Source organism: Aurantiacibacter sp. KMU-128 (assembly GCF_056933515.1).
In genome coordinates this window covers 1,868,618-1,888,016 of the sequence record NZ_JBXORT010000001.1, presented here as the reverse complement: position 1 = coordinate 1,888,016, position 19,399 = coordinate 1,868,618, and the positions used below count along the sequence as shown (strand labels likewise).

The following is a 19,399-nucleotide window of genomic DNA, read 5'->3' as shown; positions in this document are numbered from 1 at the left end:
CCGCCATCAATTGATGTGTTCAACTTAACAAGGAAGCTGTCATGACCGGCAAAATTCTTGCAAACCGTCTCCACCACACTGCCTATACGACCAAGGATCTGGAAGCCACGCGCGCTTTCTACGAAGACGTGCTCGGTTTCCCGCTGATGGCGACCTATTGCGAAAAGGACGAGCTGTTCGGCAAGGAGCGCACCTACTGCCACTGCTTCTTCGAGCTGGCCGATGGGAGCGCGCTCGCCTTTTTCCAGTTCGCCGATCCTGCAGATCAGGCGGAATTCGGGCCCGAGATTCCCTCGACCCCGTTCCACCATATCGCACTGCATGTCGACAAGGACGGGCAGGACGAGATCGAGAAGCGTATCCGCGATGCCGGGATTACCGAACCGCAGACCTACACGCTGGAGCACGGCTACTGCCGCTCGGTCTATGTCACCGATCCCAACGGCATGATCATCGAATTCACGCATGATGATCCGCGCGCCGAGCCGCTCGATGCGGAACGCCGTGCCAATGCGCATGGTGATCTGGCGCGCTGGCTGGCGGGCAATCACGAAAACAACAATCCGTTCCGCGCCGCCGAAGCGGCCTGACACCGCCGGATGGGCGCCATGGTCACCATTGCGCCCGGCGCGCTGGACATGGTCTGGCACGCTGAAGTTGCTGTCGGCGACGGCATCGTGCCGATATCCATGGCGGGAGAAGGGCCACCGCTCATCCTGTTGCACGGCTGGACGCTGGATTGGCGGATGTGGTTGCCGCAAGTGGCCGAACTGTCGCGCAGCCATCTGTTGGTAATGCCCGACCGGCGCGGCTTCGGGCGCTCCACCGCGCCGCCCGATCTGGCGCGTGAGGCCGATGATATCGAGGCGATTGCAGGTTTTCTCGGGTTCGATCGGTTCGCGCTGCTTGGCCTCTCGCAAGGCGCGGCCATTGCGCTCGTTTATGCCCATCGCCATGCATCGCGGCTCAGCAGTCTGATTGTTTCCGGTGCACCTCTGCCCGCATTGGTTGAGCGGGACGAAGAGCTTGATCTGGCGCAATATGAGAATTGGGCCAAGGCGGGCGATTTGGAAAGCCTGCGCAGCGACTGGATGCGGCACCCGCTGATGCAATGCGCCGATCCGCAAATGCGCAGTCTGCTGGAACAGATTGTCGCCGCATATGAGGGGCGGGATCTGCTGGCTCCATCGGCGTTGCCGGGCGTGCCGGGGGAGGCGCTGGCGGGTCTGTCCACACCCTGCCTAGCGATGACCGGAGCGGGGGACAGCCCATGGCGGCGGGCGTGTGCCAAGGCACTGGCCGGAACGGTGGCGCGTGGTTCGCACTGCGAAGTGGAAGGTTCAGGGCACCTCGCCAATTGCGACAATCCCTCAGCCTTTAACGCTATCGTGCGGGATTTCTTGAACAAATGCGGTGCGTAGAGCCGCGATAACAGGGGCGATTTTCATGAGCGCAGGACGTTTTCTCACCACCCATGTCGGCAGCCTGCCGCGTCCCGAATATCTCCTCGATCTCGTCTTTGGGAAGGAAGAGGGCGCCGATATTGCCGAAAGCGATTTCGACGAAGCCGTAGAGCGCGCCACGGCCGATATCGTCCATCGGCAGAAGGCGGCGGGCGTCGATATTGTCAATGATGGCGAAATGTCGAAGCCAAGCTACGCCACCTATATCAAGCATCGCCTGTCCGGCTTTGGCGGCGAGGCGGGGCAGTACGAGTTCCAGGATCTTGAAGACTTTCCCGGCGCGAAGGCACAGGTGTTCGGCAATAAAGGCCGAGCCAAACGCTCCGCGCCCGCCTGCACTGCGCCGATTGAAGTCATTGACATGGACGCGCCGCGACAGGATGCCGAACGCCTGTCCCGGCTTGCCGATGGCCACGCCACCTTCATGTCCGCCGCATCCCCCGGCGTGACCGCGCTGTTCTTCCCCAACCAGTATTACGAGAGCGACGAGGCCTATGTCTTCGCGCTCGCCGAGGGGCTGCGGCACGAATACGAAACGATTGCTGCGTCGGGGATCACCCTGCAGGTTGATTGCCCCGATCTCGCGATGGGCCGCCATGTGCAATTCACCGGGCTTTCGCTGGAGGATTTTCGCAAGCGTATCGGCATGAACATCGCCGCGCTCAACCATGCGTTGCAGAACATTCCGGCAGAGCAATGCCGGATGCACCTGTGCTGGGGCAATTATCCCGGGCCGCATCATTGCGACGTGGCGCTGGGAGAAATTGCGGACATCGTCTGGAGCGCCAAGCCGCAAACGGTTCTGCTCGAAGGCGCAAACCCGCGCCACGCGCATGAATTCGCCTTTTTCGAAAGCAACCCGCTGCCCGACAACAAGATCCTCTGCCCCGGCATGGTGGAGCCGCAAAGCCCTTATATCGAGCATCCTGACCTGATTGCGCAGCGCATTGGCCGCTATGCCGACCTGCTGGGCCGCGAGAGGGTATTGGCGGGCGTCGATTGCGGTTTCTCGGTGCACGCGGGCAGCAATAGCCTTGATCCGGAAATCGTCTGGGCGAAGCTCTCCGCGCTGGCGCAAGGCGCGGAAATCGCCAGCCGCAGATACTGGAAATAGCAGCGGAACGGACTGCTCGGCGCCGGTCATCGGCCAGCGTCACGTATCCCTTCGTCATAACGAGCGGTTAACCATTCTCCGATAGCCCTTTGCTTGTGTTGCAAGGCTCTTTGCCAAGCGCGCATCCGGGGGGCGGAATGCAGTTCGATCAAAACACGAAACTGCCTCTGTGCGCGGCCCTCCATTGCTGTTTGGAGAACCGCCGATGAGTGTTCGTTACGTTGTCTTGTCCGACCTCCATCTGGGGGCGCGCGACAGTATCCTGACCCATGTCGATAGCAGCGGCGCAATTGCCGAGGGGCCGTCCGATGTGCTCGCCAGCTTCGCCAATGCGATGCGCGCTACGCTGGGCGATGTGAGGCCGCAACTGGTGCTGCTGGGCGACGCGCTCGATCTCGGCCTCTCGCCTTTTGGCGATGTGTCGAAAAGTTTCCTGCAATTGCTCGACGCGGTGTTCCCCGAAGGCGGGCCGGACCTGTTCGCGCGCGAGATCATCTATGTCGCGGGCAATCACGATCATCATTTGTGGCGCATGGCGCAGGATCACGGCTTTATCGCCGCGCTGGAAGCGGGCGAGGTGCCGGGCGATCTGGAAGCGGTGACGCGCATTTTCGGCACGCCATCGCATAGCTGCCGCCTGATGGAATCGCTGATCGCCCACCGCCCGCATTTGAGCGATGCTACGGTGCGCATTGCCTATCCCAATTGGGGCATTGCCGACCGTGACACGGGCCGCGCAGTGGTGATGCATCACGGGCATTACCTAGACGGGATGTACCGCGCGCTCTCCAATTTCCGCGCCTTCCTTGGCGATGGCGGCCGCTTGCCCGCAACCGTGCGGCAACTGGAGCAAGAGAACGGGCCGTGGATCGACTTTCTGTGGTCTGACCTTGGCAGTGCGGGCGACATCGGCGGCGAGGCAGGTTCGCTTTACGAAACCATGCTGAGCGCCGGCGCGAGCCATGACTTTGCTGAGAGCCTTGCGCGGCGTCTGACCGGCGGGCTGCACGCCAAAATGGGCATCAATCCCAAGATGGAGATCAAATACGGCATCACGCTCGACAATCTTATCCGCGCCGGTGTCGACCTGACGGCGGGCCGCACGGCGGAGCGGCAGCGCGATGGCTATGGCCATGTGCTGGGCGAAGCGGAAATCGAGGATATCGGCTGGTATCTCGGCACCCCGCTCAAACGCGAAATGCAAAGCGAGTTGGGTGATGTTCCGCGCGAGCTGTCCTTCGTCTTCGGCCATACGCACAAACCGTTCCAGGACGAGCTGATGGTCAACGGTTTCGATCTGCCTGCGGCCATCTTCAACACCGGCGGCTGGGTGCTGGACGAGCCGACGCTGATGCCGGTGCAGGGCTGCGCGGCGATGCTGGTGTCCGACACGCTCGAAGTCGCTTCGCTGCGACTGTTCAACGATCCGACCGATGGCACGATGGCACCGGTTCGCGTTGAAGGCAGCGGGCGTGTGACGCGCCTTGCCGAAGAGGCAGGCGAGGCGGTGGACCGCGCAACGAGCCACTGGGCCGATTTCTCGCGCATCGTCCACAAACGCATTGTCGAGGAGGCGGACAAGCGCGTCCGCCAGATGCTCGACCGCTCCAATGACGCCGTCCGGGAGGCTGCAGAATGAGCCCGATCAATCCTTACGGGCAAAAGCCCCTCGCGCGCAGCCTTCATAAGGCGAAATCGCACTACACCGTGCTGGTGGTCGGTTCGGGCTATGGCGCAGGCGTTGCCGCATCGCGGCTGGCGCGCGCCGGCCAGGATGTCTGCATTCTGGAACGCGGCAAGGAAATGCTGCCCGGCCAGTATCCGAACAAGCTCGCCGATGCGCGGGGCGCGATGCAGTTCAATGCCAAGGGAGGCCGGATCGGCGCGCCGGATGCGCTGTTCGAAGTCCATGTGAATGACGACCAGTACGCGCTGGTCGGCTGCGGGCTGGGCGGCACCTCGCTAATCAACGCCAATGTCTCGCTGGAAATGGACAAGCGCCTGCTCGGCCTTGAGCATTGGCCTGCCGCCTTCCGTGATGATCCGCATGCGATTGATACGTATTACGAGCGCGCCCGCGAAATGCTCGCGCCCAATGCCTATCCCGATAGCCATCCCAAATTGGGTAAGCTGGAAGCACTCGAACATTCGGCTAAGGCGATGGGAGAACGGTTCTACAAGACGCCGATCAACGTCACTTTCGAAGACAAAACCAACCGCTTCGGGGTGCCGCAACCCGCCTGCACCAATTGCGGTGACTGTGTTTCGGGCTGCAATGTCGGCGCGAAGAACACGACGCTGATGAATTACCTGCCTGACGCCGCCAATCATGGCGCGGAGATTTTTACGCAGGCGAAAGTGCTGTGGATCGAGCGAGACGGCGACCTCTGGCGCGTCCATGTCGAGCATAATGCAGAAGGTGCGGCTAGTACTCCGCTAACCATCACCGCCGATCATGTCGTGCTAGGGGCAGGGGCAATCGGCTCGACCGAAATTCTGCTACGCTCGCGGGAAAAGGGCCTCGCGCTCTCCGACCGGCTGGGTGAAGCGTTTTCGGGCAATGGCGACGCGCTGGGCTTTGCCTATGACAGCTATTTCAAGGCTGAGAAGAACGGCGATGATGTCACCGCCGGGCCGATCTATGCGATGGGCGTGGGCACCAATGATGTCGCGGCGGAAGCCTATCCCGGTCCCTGCATTACCGGCGTCATCGATATGCGCGATGCCGATAACCCCACCAAAGGCCTGGTGATCGAGGAGGGCGTTGCGCCCGGAATCCTCGCCGCAGGGCTTGGGCCTGCCTTCTTCTTTGGCGAGGCTTTGGCTGACGGCTTCACCCGCTTCGGCTTCGATCAGGTCAAACCGCGCCTGCTCGATGCGAAAGCGATGGGCGAGGCGGTGCAGACCGATCCCGCCAGCATTGCCGGTTGGGCATATAAGGGCCCGATGGCGCGCACGCAGATCTATCTGGTGATGAGCGTCGATGATTCCGGCGGCTCGCTGGCGCTGCAGGATGACCGGATCACGATCAACTGGAAGCAGGCAGGCGAGCAGGACACGTTCCGCCGCGATGATGATCTGATGCGCGAGGCGGCAGAGGCCATTCAGGCGCAATATTTCTCCGATCCGCTGTGGTCGAAGCAATTGGGCAAGAAGCTGATCACCGTGCACCCGATTGGTGGCTGCGGCATGGGTGACGATGCGAGCAAAGGCGTGGTCGATGATGCGTGCCGTGTTTACGCGGGCACCAGCGGCACTGAAGTTCACGCGGGTCTTTATGTCTGCGACGGAGCCGTGCTGCCAGGTGCGGTCGGCGTCAATCCGCTGCTGACAATCACCGCCGTGGCCGAACGCGCAGTGGAATTGCTCGCCAAGCGCGAGGGATGGCAGATCGACTTCACCATGGGCGAGGAAAGCGCACTGCCTGCGCCTGCGGCGGCCCAAGCAGAAGAGCCCGAAGCGCCGGTCGAGGCACCGCATCCCGAACATCTCAAGCTCGCCATTGCCAAATGGGTTGGCGGGCACGCCATCGGGCCGATTGCCGATGCGGTTACGCTAGCTGCCAAGCATTTCGAAAGCGGCGCTCTCGATAAAGGCAAAGCCGCCATCCGCGCGCTGGTGAAAGAGCATCCCGAGGCGATGAGCCCCGGACTCGCTTTCACCGAGACGATGGCGGGCCATATCAGTGCCACGGGCTCCCATCACCACCCTTGCGGCCATGTCGAGCGGATAAGCGACGACTATGCCAATGGCGCGGCATGGGGGAAGGCGGAGGACAGTGCGTGCGGCTTCAGGCTGACCGTCAGTGCCGACAATATCCACCGCATGGTCGAAGAGCCGCAGCACCGCTCGCACATTACCGGTGAAGTGCTGGTGAGCAGCATCTCGCCCGATCCGCTGCCGGTGCGCGAAGGCACGTTCCGCCTGCTGGTCGCCAATCCGGACAAGGCCGAGAGCTGGAAAATGCTGTATGACATGGTGCTGGAAGGGCCGGACGGGCCGATCCATTTCCATGGCTTCAAGACGCTCGAACAGCGCGGGCAGGGCAATGCCAAGTCCGATCCGTGGACCGATCTCACCACTTTGTTCGTCACGCTGCGCCATGGCGAGGACGGAGAGGGCGAGCTGATCGGGCGCGGCGTGCTGAAGCTGGGCATTGACGAATTCATGCGGCAGTTAACCACCATCACGCTGCGCGATGCGGATACGCTGGTGGGCCATATCGTCAATCTGATCCCCAAGGCGCGCAAAGCCATCGAGACCTATTTTACTGCGAAATATGCCGGTTTCTTCGCCATGACAGTGTTCCGCGCCTATGGCGGGATGCTGGCGACGCTCAATGATTTTGCGGGCAAGGATGCGGCGGCGATGCAACTGCGCAGGCTGCATCTGCCGCCTGCCGAGCGGCATATTGTGCCCACGGGCGACGGTGTGAATATCGGCCTTACCCGCTATCGCGGCGGCGCGCGCGGGCCGCTGGTGCTGGCGCCGGGCTTCTCCGTGCGCGCTTCAAGCTTCGCAACGCCTACGGTGGAGGAGAACCTCACCGAAAGCCTTGTTGCGCAAGGCTATGACGTGTGGCTGTTCGATTACCGGGCAAGCGCGGATTCGGGCAATGATACGGAGCATCCTCCCGAATTCTCCATCGACGATATTGCCCGCTATGACTGGCCCGCTGCGGTGGGAGCGATCCGCAAGGCGACCGGCGCGGACAGCGTGCAGGCGCTCGCGCATTGCGTGGGTTCGATGAGCCTGCTGATGGGCATTGGCGCGGGTTGGGTGACAGGTGTGCGCTCGCTCATCAGCTCACAGCTGACGCTGCATCCGGTGACCGACTGGCTCAATTACATGAAGGCCGATCTTGGCGTCGCAGGTGCGCTGGGCGCAATTTCGCTGCTCGACGGACATATCGACTTCGTCAGCCAGGGCAGCGAAGCCGATTACGAGATCGATGCGGTTGCCTACCAGATACCGGTGCCCGAAGGGCAGGCGTGCAAGAACCCGACCTGCCGCCGCGTGTTCGGCGTGTTCGGCCCCAGCTGGGATCACCGCCAGCTTGGCCATGATACGCATCTGGCGCTGGGATCGATGTTCAGCCGTGTCTCGCTGTCGCCCTTCAAACAGTTGCAGACGATCATGTGCAAAGGGCTCGCGGTGAATGCCGAGGGGAAAGCGGTCTATACAAGCGATGCGGCGGCGAAGCGGCTGGCCTTGCCGATCAGCTTCCTGTCGGGCGCGACGAACCAGATATTCTTCCCCGAAAGCGGCCAGCGCACCCGAGTCTGGCTGGCGGAGCACAATGGCAAGGCGCTTTACCGGCAACGGATCATCCCCGGCTATGGCCATATGGACCTGTTCATCGGCCGCAATGCGCACCGCGATGTGACGCCGTTGATCCTTGAGGAGCTGGAGCGGCTGGAGCAGCAAGGCGAAGGCGAGGCGGATCAGGCGCGTAAAAGCGCCTGATCCCTCGCCGCGCGGTTACTGTCTGCGCCGCAGTTGCCAATCATAGAGCGAGGGCACGGCGGTCTGCCGCTCGCCATCGATCTCGGTATAGGGCTCGGGCGTGTAGCGCAGCTCTATCGGGCGGTTGCCGTGTAGGCCGACCACCCGCGCATCGGGGCCGCCGCTGCCTTCGGTGATGACGACAGTCTCGCCCGGCGCAGCGCCGCTCGCCACCAGCACGTTGAGGTTCCAGATCGTGTTGAACTGGCCGTGGCCCGGCTGCCAGTAACCCGCTCCGCCAGCGCGGAACAGGTCATATATGGCAGGCGAGTCCTCCGTCGCAGGCGTGGGCCGGATATGCACGGTGACGTCGTCATACAGGTTCTGGTGATTGGCCCCTGAGTGCTGATCAAGGGTCGGCTGTTCCCATCCCGTGCTGCGGTGATAGACCGAGCGGGTCGCCTGCGTGTTGAAGCTGAATGTGTGGACGGTGGGGTTGAACACCTCATTCCCGGTCACCAGCACATTGTGCACATTGCCCAGATGCACGCTGTAATGCGCGGTATGGTCGCCTTCGGTTACAACATTAGCAAGTGTGGCGGCGGCGAGATCGTCAGTCATCAATCCGGCATCGGCGTTCTCAATGCGGACATTGCTCACCCAGCCGTTGTGCACGCCGGTGAAATAAATGCCGTTGAAGCCTGCCTCGTTATGGTGACCAAAATCGGGATTGGGCGGAAAGACGAGCGCCATGTCCTGGATGCCAACTTCGGACAGATGCGTCCATTCGGCGAAATAGGCAGGCAGTTCAGCATTGATATCGTGCAGCAGCGGGTCGGCGATAGTCACCTGATCGCCGTTGATCGCCTCGACCCGTGTGGCTTGTCGAACCAGCGGGCGGTCCGGCAGCATCCAGTGCCGGTCTCCTACGGGGAAACCGTCGCGGTTCTCGCCATATATCGATGCTATCAGCGGGCCGTCCTCGCCTGCGCGGTTGTGCCAGTGGATTTGCAGGACATCGCCCACGCTGAGGGATGCGGCGTCTGGCACGGTCAGCACCATGCTGCCGCGGCCTCCCGCCGAGATATCGGCAATTTCGACAATCGGCTCGTCAAATTCTTCGAGATAGGTGGCGTGGCGACCACCCGGCGTGCGCACCCACAGGAAGCCGCCGTTCCAGCTCCATTCGGAAAACAGCACGTCGAGATTCTGGTCGGGGATGCGCTCGCGCTTGTCGTAGGCGAGCAGATACTCGCGCAATTCGTCTGCCGCGCCGCCATCATCCATCTGGTTGAGCGGGCGGGGCATGAAGATTTCGGTGCCGCCATCGCCGCTGCCCATTCCGGCGAGCACGATATTGCTCGTCTCGATCCAGAGGATTTCCGTGAGCTGGTAGCGCCCGGCCGCGAGTTGCACCCGCACCGGAACTTCGCTTTCTCCGGCAGCGGCGATGGCCGCACGCAAGGCGCGACTGTCGTCGATCCCGTCGTCGGGAATGGCGCCGAAGTCGGCAACGTCGATTACCGTATCGATTTGCGGTAGGGGCGAGTTGCCGTAATCGTACCCCGCATAGGAAAAGTCGGGCAGATAGGGCGCATCGGCATCGGCAAGAATGGCGGGCAGATCGCCCGAAGAATCCTGCGCCGCTGCGGGGAGGGTCACGGCAAGCGTGGCGAGGCAGACAGATGAACCAAGCAGTTTCAATGCTTTGATACGCACAACATCACTCTCCGTCTTCTATTTGTGTCAGGTATTGACGATCCTTGCCACCGGTGTCAATAACTACGGTAACCGGTGTCAGAAGCAAATTTGACAGCGCGGAACGACCCGCAGAGAAGTCGTCCCAAGGGAGAGTTTGAGGAATGCGAGCAACGCCTAATGCTATCCTTTCGGATCGGCCACGCTGGGAGGCGTCATGATCTATGGGACACGACACGCTTACAGCCGGATTTGACGAGATTTCGGCGACTTTGCTGAAGGCGCGGGCAACCGGCCGCGCTTTGCCCGGCCCTCCTGCAGGGCTGCCCGGCAGTCTCGAAGATGCCTACCGGATTCAAGATCGCTCGCTTGAATCCTGGAATGATCGGGTGGCGGGCTGGAAGGTCGGCGGCGTGCCCGCTGCATATGCCGATCGCTATGACGACAAGTTTCTGGCCGGCCCGATCTTCGCCCGCAGCGTGTTGGAAGTCGGGCATGGTGGTTGCGTGGAAATGGCAATCTTCGAAGGCGGCTTCGCCGCGATTGAGCCCGAATTCGTGTTCTGTCTCGGAGAGACGGCAGGGGAAGACCGATTGTTCATCGGTGCGGAGATCGCCAGCAGCCCCATTCCCGATATCAACGCCTATGGCCCAACCGCGGTCATCAGCGATTTCGGCAACAATAACGGACTTGTGGTCGGCCCGGAGATTGTCGACTGGCGCAGCCGCGAGGGCGGAGCAGCGGTCCGCGCAACGATCAACGGGGTGATGGTTGCCGAACGCCATCTCGATGATTTTCGCGTAAATGCGCTCGAGGCGCTGCAGTTTCTCCGCAATTTGGTAATACAAAGAGGATTGACACTTGGTGCCGGATTGTATGTATCCAGTGGTGCGATCACCGGCATCCATGAAGCGGTTGCAGGGGCGCACGCCGAATTGAGCTTCGGCGAGTTCGGTGAGTTCGAGATTATTCTCGCCAATGCGGAGAGACGATGACTTTGAGGATGTCGCGCAGAGGGGTCCTCGTCAGCGGCGCGGCGAGCCTGGTTCTGGCCGGCTGCGGGCGTCGCATGGCGCCTGGCCTGCTGACGTCGGTCGATACCCACCCCGAAGGTTTCCCCCCGGTCGAGGCGGTGCGATATTTCGGCGACTTGCTTCGCCAGCGCACCGCGGGCCGCTTGGACCTGCGGCTGTATCCCGGCGGACAATTGGGCAATGAGCGCGACACGCTGGAGATAACGACCTTTGGCGGCATCGATTTCAACCGGGTCAATCTTGCGCCGCTGAATTCGATCGAGCCGACCACCATCGTTCCCGCGCTGCCATTCCTGTTCGAGGACGTGGCGCATATGCACGAATTTGCCGATGGCCCGATCGGTCAGGCTGTGCTCGATTCCATCGAGCCGCACGGCCTTGTAGGCCTGTGCTTCTACGATTCCGGCGCGCGGAGCTTTTACAACACGCGCCGCCCGATCCACACACCTGAAGATATGCGCGGGCTGAAGCTGCGGGTTCCCGGCTCCGATCTGTATATCGAGATGGTCCGCTCGCTGGGTGCCGATGCGGTGCCGATGCCGCTGGACGAGGTGTATACCAGTCTGGCGCAGGGTGTAATCGATGGCGCGGAAAACAACTGGCCGAGCTTCGAGAACGGGCGCCACTTCGAAGTCGCTCCCTATTACAGCCTGACGCAGCATCTGCTCGCCCCCGAAATGTTCGTGATGAGCAAGGTGACGTATGACGCGATGTCTGCCGAGGATCAGGCCATCGTGAAACAGGCGGCGCGCGATTCCGTGCCCTATATGCGCGAGTTGTGGGAAGTGCAGGAGGCGCGCAGCCGCGCGATCATCATGGCCTCTGGCGTGGAGGTGAATGAAGTCGATCCTGCGCCCTTTGTCGCGGCGATGACCGGTGTGTGGCAGGCGTCGCTCACAACCCCGTTGCAGCGCGAACTGGTCGACGCAATTCTGGCTATGCGGGGAGGCAGCCTGTGAAACGCACCATCGCCGATAGGGCAGCCGATGTGCTGGTGAAGCTCGGCGCGTTTGGCTTGCTGATGATGACTGCTATCATCGCGTGGCAAGTGTTTGGCCGATACGTGCTTGGCAGCAGTCCCTCATGGTCTGAGCAACTCTCGCTCGTCCTGATGATTTGGTATGTGTTCCTCGCTGCGGCAGCAGGGGTGTGGGAGCGCTTCCACATCCGCATCGAACTGCTCGAACAGATGCTCACCGAAGCGAGCCGCCGCCGCTTGCGGATCGGGATCCATACGCTGATCTGCGTCTTCGGCGGCATCTTTCTCTTTTACGGGGCGATGCTGGCGTGGGATGTGCGCGTGCACGTGATCCCGTCTTTGGGGATTAGCCGGGGCTGGGCCTACATCGTTATTCCCTTTGCCGGTTTGTTGATGTCGCTGTTTTCGCTCGGTCGCATCTATGTCCGCATGACCGAGAAGGAGCAGGGCTGATGGAAATCCTTGTCCTGTTTGGGGTGCTGTTCCTGCTGCTGGCCGTGGGTGTGCCGGTGGCCTTTGCATTGTTCGGTGCGGCGCTTGCGACATTCTGGGTGGCCGATATTCCGTTGATCGTCGCGGTGCAGCGCATGGCAGCGGGGATCAGCGTGTTCACGTTGATGGCCATCCCGTTCTTCATTTTTGCCGGCGATTTGATGTATCGTGCGGGCATTGCCGAACGACTGGTCCGCGTGGCCGATGCTGCCTTTGGCCGCGTGCAGGGCGGCCTCGGCCTCGTCAATGTCGGCGCAAGCATGATGTTTGGCGCGGTTTCCGGCTCTGCCATTGCCAGCGCTTCAGCCATCGGTTCGAGCATGATCCCGCTGATGGACGAGAAGGGGTACGACCGCGATTATTCGACCAATGTGACGGTTACAGCGGCCATTGTCGGTCTGCTCATCCCGCCATCGCACAACATGATTATTTACGCCGCTGCCTCGGGCATAGGCGTATCTATCGGCGACCTGTTTCTGGCTGGCGTGATCCCCGGTCTACTGACCGGCTTCATGTTGATGGCGATGGCCTGGCTGGTGGCGCGCCGCCGCAACCTTCCGAAGGGGCACTTTCCGGGTTGGAGAGCTTTCCTGCGCGCCGCCTTTTACGCCATCCCCGGGCTCATGACCGCAGTTATCATCATGGGTGGCATCCTTTCGGGGATATTCACGCCGACCGAGAGCTCCGCCATAGCGGTGGTTTACACGATCCTTGTCGGCACCCTGGTCTATCGCAATCTCGGCTGGCGCGGCACGTGGGAAGCGGCGCAGCAATCGGTGCGGACAGCTGCCATGGTGCTGTTCATTGTTGCCGCCGCCACCGCCTTCGGCTTCGCGCTTGCCTTGCTTGAAGTGCCCGCAGTTTTGGGCGGCCTGATTACAATGATAAGCGATAACCCGCTGATGACACTGCTCGTCATCAATATCATGCTGCTGCTGCTTGGCACCTTCATGGATATGGCGCCGCTGATCGTCATCACCACGCCGATTTTCCTGCCCGTCGCGATGGCGAGCGGGGTCGATCCGGTGCATTTCGGCATTATCGTGATGCTCAATCTGGGGATCGGGCTGGTGACGCCACCGGTGGGCGCGGTGCTGTTCGTCGGATCGGCGGTCAGCAAAATGCCGATCAGCCAGATGGTGCGTTCGATCTGGCCGTTCTACCTGACGCTGATCGCCGCGCTGATCCTTGTAACCTATGTTCCGCAGCTCTCGCTATGGTTGCCGGGCGCATTTTGACGCCGCCTCTTGGCCTTGCCGGAACTTGGACTTAAGAGAGCCCGATGAAGGGCGAGGGCAAACCGACGATCAACGACGTGGCAGCAGCTGCGAAAGTCTCCAAGAAGACGGTCAGCCGGGTCATTAACAAGTCACCTCTGCTTTCTGAAAAGACCCGCGAAAAAGTCGAGGCGGTGATCAAGGAAATGGGCTTTGTGCCCAATCTCCAAGCGCGCGCGCTTGCCCTGCGCCGCAATTTCATCATTGCCGCAATTCATGACAACCCGAACGCGCAGTTTCTGGTCAATGTGCAGCAAGGGGTGATGGAGGCGATTGCGGGAAGCGAGTTCGCCCTGATGGTGCAACCGTTTGACCGCAATTCCACCAGTTTCGAAGAGGATGTCCGCGCCTTTCTGGAGCGTCAGCGACCGCATGGCGTGGTGCTCTTGCCGCCGCTGTCCAGTGATGAGAATCTGGTGGCGCTGTGCCGGGAAACGGGCACGCGCTATGTCCGGATGAGCTCGATCAAGAACGATGACGCGGCGCATATCGTCAGCTCGAACGACCGCGAGGCGGTGCGTCAGGCGACCGAATATCTTATCGCGAGCGGACATCGGCGGATTGGCCTGATTGACGGGCCGGTCGGGTTCACATCACCGCAGGAACGACGGGGCGGATTTGAGGAGGCGCTGGCCGCAGCAGGCATTCCGCGCGATCCCGAACTCTGTCGCCCGGGCGCCTACACTTTCGAGTCGGGTGTTGAGGCGGCACGCGATCTCGTCGCGCTGGCCGATCGACCCACCGCCATTTTTGCCTGTAATGACGAGATGGCCATCGGCGCGATGATCACCTGTCGGCGAAGCGGGCTGCGGATCCCCGAAGATATATCGATCGTCGGGTTCGACGACACGCCTTTGTCGAGCCATGTGTGGCCATCGCTAACAACCGTCCGCTGGCCGATCGTGGAGATGGCAAGGGTCGCCGCCTTGAAGCTCATCGGGTCGCCCGAAGCAGCGGCAGAGCATCCGTGGCTGCTTCCTTCCGCACTGGTAAAGCGCGAATCCGTCACCCCGCCAAACTGATGTGCACAAGCCCGAAGGAAACTCTTGCATTCAAAAATGACACCGGTTACCAAAGTCGTCAAACAACAACCGGCTGGGCGCGCACATCGCTGGATACCGGTTGCAACGGGACGTGGAACGAATGAAAATCGCACTCATCAATGAAAACAGTCAGGCGGCCAAGAACTGCATCATCCACGATGCACTGACTGCCGTGGTGGAGCCGATCGGCCACGACGTGCACAATTACGGAATGTATGCGGCGGAGGATGATGCGCAGCTGACCTATCCCATGGTCGGCTTGCTGACGGGCATCCTGCTGAATAGCGGGGCGGCCGATTTCGTGGTCACCGGATGCGGCACGGGGACGGGTTCGATGCTGGCGAGCAATGCCATGCCGGGCGTGTTCTGCGGTCTGGTGATTGATCCGACCGATGCTTTCCTGTTCGCCCAGATCAATGATGGCAATGCGGTTGCCATGCCCTATGCCAAGGGCTTCGGCTGGGCGGCCGAGCTCAACCTGCAGGATTGCTACCGTAAGCTGTTCGAGGGCGAGAGCGGGGTCGGCTACCCCAAAGAACGTGCTGCCATCATGGCGAAGAACCGGGGCGTATTGGCGGAGCTCAAGTCGAAGGCCTGTCACGATATGCTGACTGTATTGCAAACGGTCGATCAGGATCTGCTTCGCAGCGCGATTGCTGGTGAACGGTTTGCCGAGCTGTTTTACGCCAATTCCCAAGACGAGGCGATCAGCGCCTATCTTCGCGGTCTCTGAAGTTCAGGAGAAGGTCTGGGTGAGCGCATTCGATCTGACCGGCAAGGTGGCACTGGTGACCGGCGCGAATACCGGCATCGGGCAGGGCATTGCTGTCGCGCTCGCCAAGGCCGGGGCCGATGTTGCGCTGGTGGCGCGGCGCGATCCTGCCGAAACGCGCGATCTGGTGGAGGCCGAAGGCGTGCGGGCGCAGGTCATCAATGCTGACCTGTCCTCCATTGAGCCCTGCGCGCGCGTGGTGGCAGAATGCGTCGGGACGCTCGGCCGCATCGACATACTCGTCAACAATGCCGGAATTATCCGGCGCGAGGATGCGCTGGAGTTTACCGAGGCTGACTGGGACGCGGTGATGGACGTGAACCTGAAGGTTCTGTTTTTCCTCAGCCAAGCGGTTGCGCGCCATATGACCGGCTGGTCTTCGCAGGATGGTTCGCGCGGGAAGATCATCAATATCGCGAGTATGCTGACCTTTCAGGGAGGTATCCGCGTACCGAGTTACACCGCCAGCAAGAGCGGCGTTGGCGGGCTGACGAAACTGATGGCGAATGAGTGGGCGGCGAAGGGCATCAATGTGAATGCCATTGCGCCGGGCTACATTGCCACCAACAACACCGCCGCGCTGCAAGCCGATGCGACGCGCAACCGCCAGATAGTTGAGCGTATTCCCGAAGGACGGTGGGGCGATCCGGCGGATATCGGCGGCGCTGCGGTGTTTCTGTCGAGCAGCGCTGCAGATTACGTACAGGGCCATATTCTCGCAGTGGACGGAGGATGGTTGGCGCGATGACGGCTTGTCGTGGCGAAAAATGACACCGGTATCACGCCGACCCGGGCGTGAAGGATGAAAGTGGCGATTGGTGGGGGCAAGGGACAGTCGAGCTAGCAGATAAAATTGGTATGATATAAATTCTACAATTGGAATGCCTAAAAGGTTTACAAATAGGACCAATGGGCTAAGAGAGGCAAAAAGCCAGCAAGGTGAAAGGGAGAGATTATGACGAAGGGCGTTTGGGAAGGTTCGGCTCCGTCCGGACGGAAATCACGGGTCTTGGCGACGTTGCTTGCAGGTGGTGCGGTGGCGGCGCTGGCCGCTCCGGCTTTGGCGCAGGACGCTGGCGATCCGGGGGCTGAAGAAGCGCCCGATAACCGCATCGTGGTGACAGGGATCCGCTCGTCGCTGCAAAGCGCGCTCAACGAAGAGCGCAATGCCGACAGCCTGATCGAAGTTATTCAGGCGGAAGATATCGGCAAGCTCCCCGACCAGAACCTAGCCGAAGTGCTGGAGAACATTCCCGGCATCCAGATTACCCGTACCGCCGGTGTCGGCACCGGGGTGCAGATCCGTGGTACCAACGACAACCGCACCGAGATCAACGGCGTGTCTACTGTGGGCGCCGGTGCCGGTCGCGGCGGCATCAATTTCGAGGACGTCAACGCGGCGATCATCGCGTCGGTGGAAGTCATCAAGGCTCCCGAAGCGCGCACTATTGAAGGTTCGGTCGGCGGCACGATCAATCTTCGCACGATCCGCCCGCTCGATCTGGTCGACCGCGTGGCCACCATCCGCGTCCAGGGCGAATATTCGGAGCTTTCCGAAAGCGTGACGCCGCGTTTTGCTGCCAGCTTTGGTGACAATTGGGACACGGGCATTGGCGAAATCGGTATCGTGCTTTCAGGCAGCTACACCGAGCAGGAGGCAACCTCGTTCCGTCCGCGCGTCGACCGCGATGGCGGCCTTGTCGAGAATGTGAATGCAGCCGTTATCCGCAATGGCAACCTCGAAAACCAGGCCACGCGCCGTCCTGCTGCGCAGAGCTTCGACTTCCTCGGTATCCAGTTCCTCAACCAGGAGCTCGAGAATTTCGAGTTTGAGACGATCAACTTTGCCGGCACGGTCGAATGGGCGCCGTCGGACAATCTGCGTTTCTTCTTCGACGCGTTCGTGAACGAGCAGGAGCGCCGCCAGGACAGCTCGCGCGTGCAGGGTTCGGGTGTCAGTGCGGTGCTGAACTTCAATGTGCCGACCGCGTTCGAGACCGTCGACTTTGGCTCGCTCGATGGGGTCCAGTTGGGCAGCATCCAGGCCGCGGTTACGGGAGTGATCGACCCGATTCTAACAGTCGATCCCGACGATCCCAACCTGCGCTTCTCCAGTGATACCGGCGCGCGTATCACCGATAGCCAGCTGTTCCGCCTCGGCGGAGAATGGGAAATCGGGCTGGTCACGGTGTTTGTCGAAGCGGCAACCTCGCGCTCGGATACTGTCAATCCCGAACTCAGCACCACGCTGAACTTCCTGAACCCCAACACTCCGCTGGTGGGCACGCTGAACGACAACGCGGTGCCGTTTGCATACGATCTGAGCGGCGGCTCCTTGACCTTTGGAATCGCGGAAAATTCCCCGTTCGCCCCTAGCGTTGCGCAATTGCTCGATCCGGCCAATGTGGTTCTGCAAGCGGTAAACGTCGGCAATGACGAGCGGGAGAATAGCGAGGATTCCTTCCGTCTCGATTTCAGCTATGACACCTTCGATCTGACGGGCTTCCTGACCAGCTTCGACGCGGGCTTCCGTTACAACACGCGGCGGAGCGCGTTTCAGGAGTTTTCCTCCAACCTCAACCTGACGCGGATCGGCGATAGCCCGCGCGGCACCGCCTTTGCCGAATTGCTCGTCCCCGGGCCGCGCAATTTCGATGCCGCAGACGGGCGGGCGTTGGCGTTCCGCGACTTCCTGCTGATCGATCCCAACCGTTCGTTCAGCGATCAGGCGGGCACGATCGCCATCCTCAATCAGGCGTTGGCCAGTGTTCCGGGAATGCGCTCGATTGCCGAACCGACTGCCAGCAACACCGGCTTCTTCGACATCGAAGAAGAAACGGTGGCCTTCTACACGCAGGCCAATTTCGAGTTCGGACCCGTGCGAGGCAATCTGGGTCTGCGCTATATCGGAACGAGTGTCGCATCGACGGGGAATGCGGTCAGCGGCACGGCGGTGACCCAGGTTACCACCACCGGCAATTATGACGAATGGCTGCCGCGCCTGAACCTGACGGCCGACCTGACGGATGATCTGGTGCTGCGCGCCAGCTATACCGAGGATATCAACCGGCCGGACTTCAACCAGCTTTCCACATCGGTGGTGTTTGGCACCAGTGCGCAGGCGGCGATCCCGATTGGTAATCCCAATCTGCAACCGGAAACCGTGCAAAGTTTCGATGCGTCGGTGGATTGGTACTTCGCCCCTTCGGCCCTGTTCAGTGTCGGTGTATTCCACAAGGAACGCACCAATCTGTTTGTCGCCCAGCTGGAAGAAGCGCCGCGGGATGGCAACGGTTTCGGCGATATCACACCGCCCTGTGAAGGCGGCGGTATCTTCAATCCGGTGGCCAACCGCAACGTCTCGTCGAACATTCCGGGCACCGGCATTTGCGTCGATATCCAGACGACGATCAATGACAGCGCGACCACGACTCAGACCGGTATCGAAGTTGCCTTCCAGTATGATCTGTCGTCCTTCGAAGATACGCTTGGCTTCGCATCGGGCTTCGGTGTGATTGCCAACTACACCTTTCAGGAGTTCGGCGGCGGCGAGGCGGAAAACCTTTCGGCGCAGCGCGGGACGGATGTGTTCAACGCAATCAACGGCATCTACAACGATGCCAATTTCGTGCCGGTATCGGCGGTGCAGGGTCTGCTGGACTTCTCGCCGCACGCCTACAACGTGACGCTGTTCTACGAGAAGTACGGCATTTCGGCGCGGGCGCGGTATACGTGGCGCGATGCCTTCCGCACGCTGGATACGGCAGGCGGTGCCTCGCTCAACTCGACCTTCGGTTTCCCGGTCGTGTCAGAAGCGCGCGGACAGCTGAACGCCAGCATCAGCTATGACGTGACCCCGTTCCTGAACATTGGCGTCGAAGGCGTGAACCTCACGCGTTCGAATATCCGCCAGTTCTGTGTGAATGACGGGGCTCTGCTCTGCTTCGAAGGGCTGCCGGATCGCCGCGTAACCTTCGGCGCATCGCTCAGCTTCTGAGGCAATAATCTCCTCCTCCCTCGACCCCGGGCTGCGTTGCGGCCCGGGGTTACTTTTGCCTAAATTGGTATGACATAAATCTCAT

The 19,399-nt window shown here is 61.2% G+C and carries 14 protein-coding genes; 13 read left to right on the top strand and 1 reads right to left on the bottom strand.

From position 1 onward, the window contains the following. Positions 1-41 precede the first annotated feature (41 nt). From ACS0VV_RS09325 to ACS0VV_RS09305, 5 genes are all read left to right on the top strand, one after another. Complete coding sequence (locus ACS0VV_RS09325) at positions 42-590, top strand: VOC family protein (protein ID WP_483532439.1); 549 nt, start codon at positions 42-44, stop codon at positions 588-590. 18 nt (positions 591-608) lie between these two features. Continuing rightward, complete coding sequence (locus tag ACS0VV_RS09320) at positions 609-1,421, top strand: alpha/beta fold hydrolase (RefSeq protein WP_483532438.1); 813 nt, start codon at positions 609-611, stop codon at positions 1,419-1,421. Positions 1,422-1,446: 25 nt separating this feature from the next. Then, entirely contained in the window at positions 1,447-2,577 is a 1,131-nt protein-coding gene (locus ACS0VV_RS09315) for a cobalamin-independent methionine synthase II family protein (RefSeq protein WP_483532437.1), read from the top strand. Positions 2,578-2,782: 205 nt separating this feature from the next. Next, positions 2,783-4,216, top strand: coding sequence for a metallophosphoesterase (locus ACS0VV_RS09310; RefSeq protein WP_483532436.1), 1,434 nt, complete (start codon positions 2,783-2,785; stop codon positions 4,214-4,216). Next, entirely contained in the window at positions 4,213-8,043 is a 3,831-nt protein-coding gene (locus ACS0VV_RS09305; RefSeq protein WP_483532435.1) for a GMC family oxidoreductase N-terminal domain-containing protein, read from the top strand. The genes ACS0VV_RS09310 and ACS0VV_RS09305 overlap by 4 nt, the downstream gene beginning before the upstream one ends. Positions 8,044-8,058: 15 nt before the next feature. Here ACS0VV_RS09305 and ACS0VV_RS09300 read toward each other — a convergent pair whose 3' ends face one another. Continuing rightward, positions 8,059-9,741, bottom strand: a complete 1,683-nt coding sequence (locus ACS0VV_RS09300) for a hypothetical protein (protein WP_483532434.1) — start codon at positions 9,739-9,741, stop codon at positions 8,059-8,061. A gap of 203 nt (positions 9,742-9,944) precedes the next feature. On the opposite strand from ACS0VV_RS09300, the gene ACS0VV_RS09295 reads away from it, so the two are divergent. The 8 genes from ACS0VV_RS09295 to ACS0VV_RS09260 all read left to right on the top strand — a co-directional run bounded on the left by ACS0VV_RS09295 (position 9,945) and on the right by ACS0VV_RS09260 (position 19,314). Beyond that, positions 9,945-10,715, top strand: coding sequence for a 2-keto-4-pentenoate hydratase (locus tag ACS0VV_RS09295; protein WP_483532433.1), 771 nt, complete (start codon positions 9,945-9,947; stop codon positions 10,713-10,715). A gap of 74 nt (positions 10,716-10,789) precedes the next feature. Next, complete coding sequence (locus ACS0VV_RS09290) at positions 10,790-11,713, top strand: TRAP transporter substrate-binding protein (protein ID WP_483532432.1); 924 nt, start codon at positions 10,790-10,792, stop codon at positions 11,711-11,713. Next, on the top strand, positions 11,710-12,186 hold the full coding sequence (locus ACS0VV_RS09285) for a TRAP transporter small permease (RefSeq protein WP_483532431.1): 477 nt from the start codon (positions 11,710-11,712) through the stop codon (positions 12,184-12,186). The genes ACS0VV_RS09290 and ACS0VV_RS09285 overlap by 4 nt, the downstream gene beginning before the upstream one ends. Beyond that, positions 12,186-13,463 (top strand): TRAP transporter large permease, encoded by a 1,278-nt coding sequence (locus ACS0VV_RS09280; RefSeq protein WP_483532430.1) that lies wholly within the window; start codon positions 12,186-12,188, stop codon positions 13,461-13,463. Before ACS0VV_RS09285 ends, ACS0VV_RS09280 begins: the two co-directional genes overlap by 1 nt. A gap of 44 nt (positions 13,464-13,507) precedes the next feature. Beyond that, on the top strand, positions 13,508-14,524 hold the full coding sequence (locus tag ACS0VV_RS09275; protein WP_483532429.1) for a LacI family DNA-binding transcriptional regulator: 1,017 nt from the start codon (positions 13,508-13,510) through the stop codon (positions 14,522-14,524). Positions 14,525-14,645: 121 nt separating this feature from the next. Then, positions 14,646-15,278, top strand: a complete 633-nt coding sequence (locus tag ACS0VV_RS09270) for an RpiB/LacA/LacB family sugar-phosphate isomerase (protein WP_483532428.1) — start codon at positions 14,646-14,648, stop codon at positions 15,276-15,278. Between the two features lie 19 nt (positions 15,279-15,297). Beyond that, entirely contained in the window at positions 15,298-16,065 is a 768-nt protein-coding gene (kduD, locus tag ACS0VV_RS09265) for a 2-dehydro-3-deoxy-D-gluconate 5-dehydrogenase KduD (RefSeq protein ID WP_483532427.1), read from the top strand. 207 nt (positions 16,066-16,272) lie between these two features. Further along, complete coding sequence (locus ACS0VV_RS09260) at positions 16,273-19,314, top strand: TonB-dependent receptor (RefSeq protein WP_483532426.1); 3,042 nt, start codon at positions 16,273-16,275, stop codon at positions 19,312-19,314. Positions 19,315-19,399: the final 85 nt, after the last annotated feature.

Coding starts and splice junctions, on each gene's coding strand:
- ACS0VV_RS09325 (WP_483532439.1), top strand. CDS start 42: ATGACCGGCAAAATTCTTGCAAACCGTCTCCACCACACTGCCTATACG.
- ACS0VV_RS09320 (WP_483532438.1), top strand. CDS start 609: ATGGTCACCATTGCGCCCGGCGCGCTGGACATGGTCTGGCACGCTGAA.
- ACS0VV_RS09315 (WP_483532437.1), top strand. CDS start 1,447: ATGAGCGCAGGACGTTTTCTCACCACCCATGTCGGCAGCCTGCCGCGT.
- ACS0VV_RS09310 (WP_483532436.1), top strand. CDS start 2,783: ATGAGTGTTCGTTACGTTGTCTTGTCCGACCTCCATCTGGGGGCGCGC.
- ACS0VV_RS09305 (WP_483532435.1), top strand. CDS start 4,213: ATGAGCCCGATCAATCCTTACGGGCAAAAGCCCCTCGCGCGCAGCCTT.
- ACS0VV_RS09295 (WP_483532433.1), top strand. CDS start 9,945: ATGGGACACGACACGCTTACAGCCGGATTTGACGAGATTTCGGCGACT.
- ACS0VV_RS09290 (WP_483532432.1), top strand. CDS start 10,790: ATGGCGCCTGGCCTGCTGACGTCGGTCGATACCCACCCCGAAGGTTTC.
- ACS0VV_RS09280 (WP_483532430.1), top strand. CDS start 12,186: ATGGAAATCCTTGTCCTGTTTGGGGTGCTGTTCCTGCTGCTGGCCGTG.
- ACS0VV_RS09275 (WP_483532429.1), top strand. CDS start 13,508: ATGAAGGGCGAGGGCAAACCGACGATCAACGACGTGGCAGCAGCTGCG.
- ACS0VV_RS09270 (WP_483532428.1), top strand. CDS start 14,646: ATGAAAATCGCACTCATCAATGAAAACAGTCAGGCGGCCAAGAACTGC.
- ACS0VV_RS09260 (WP_483532426.1), top strand. CDS start 16,273: ATGACGAAGGGCGTTTGGGAAGGTTCGGCTCCGTCCGGACGGAAATCA.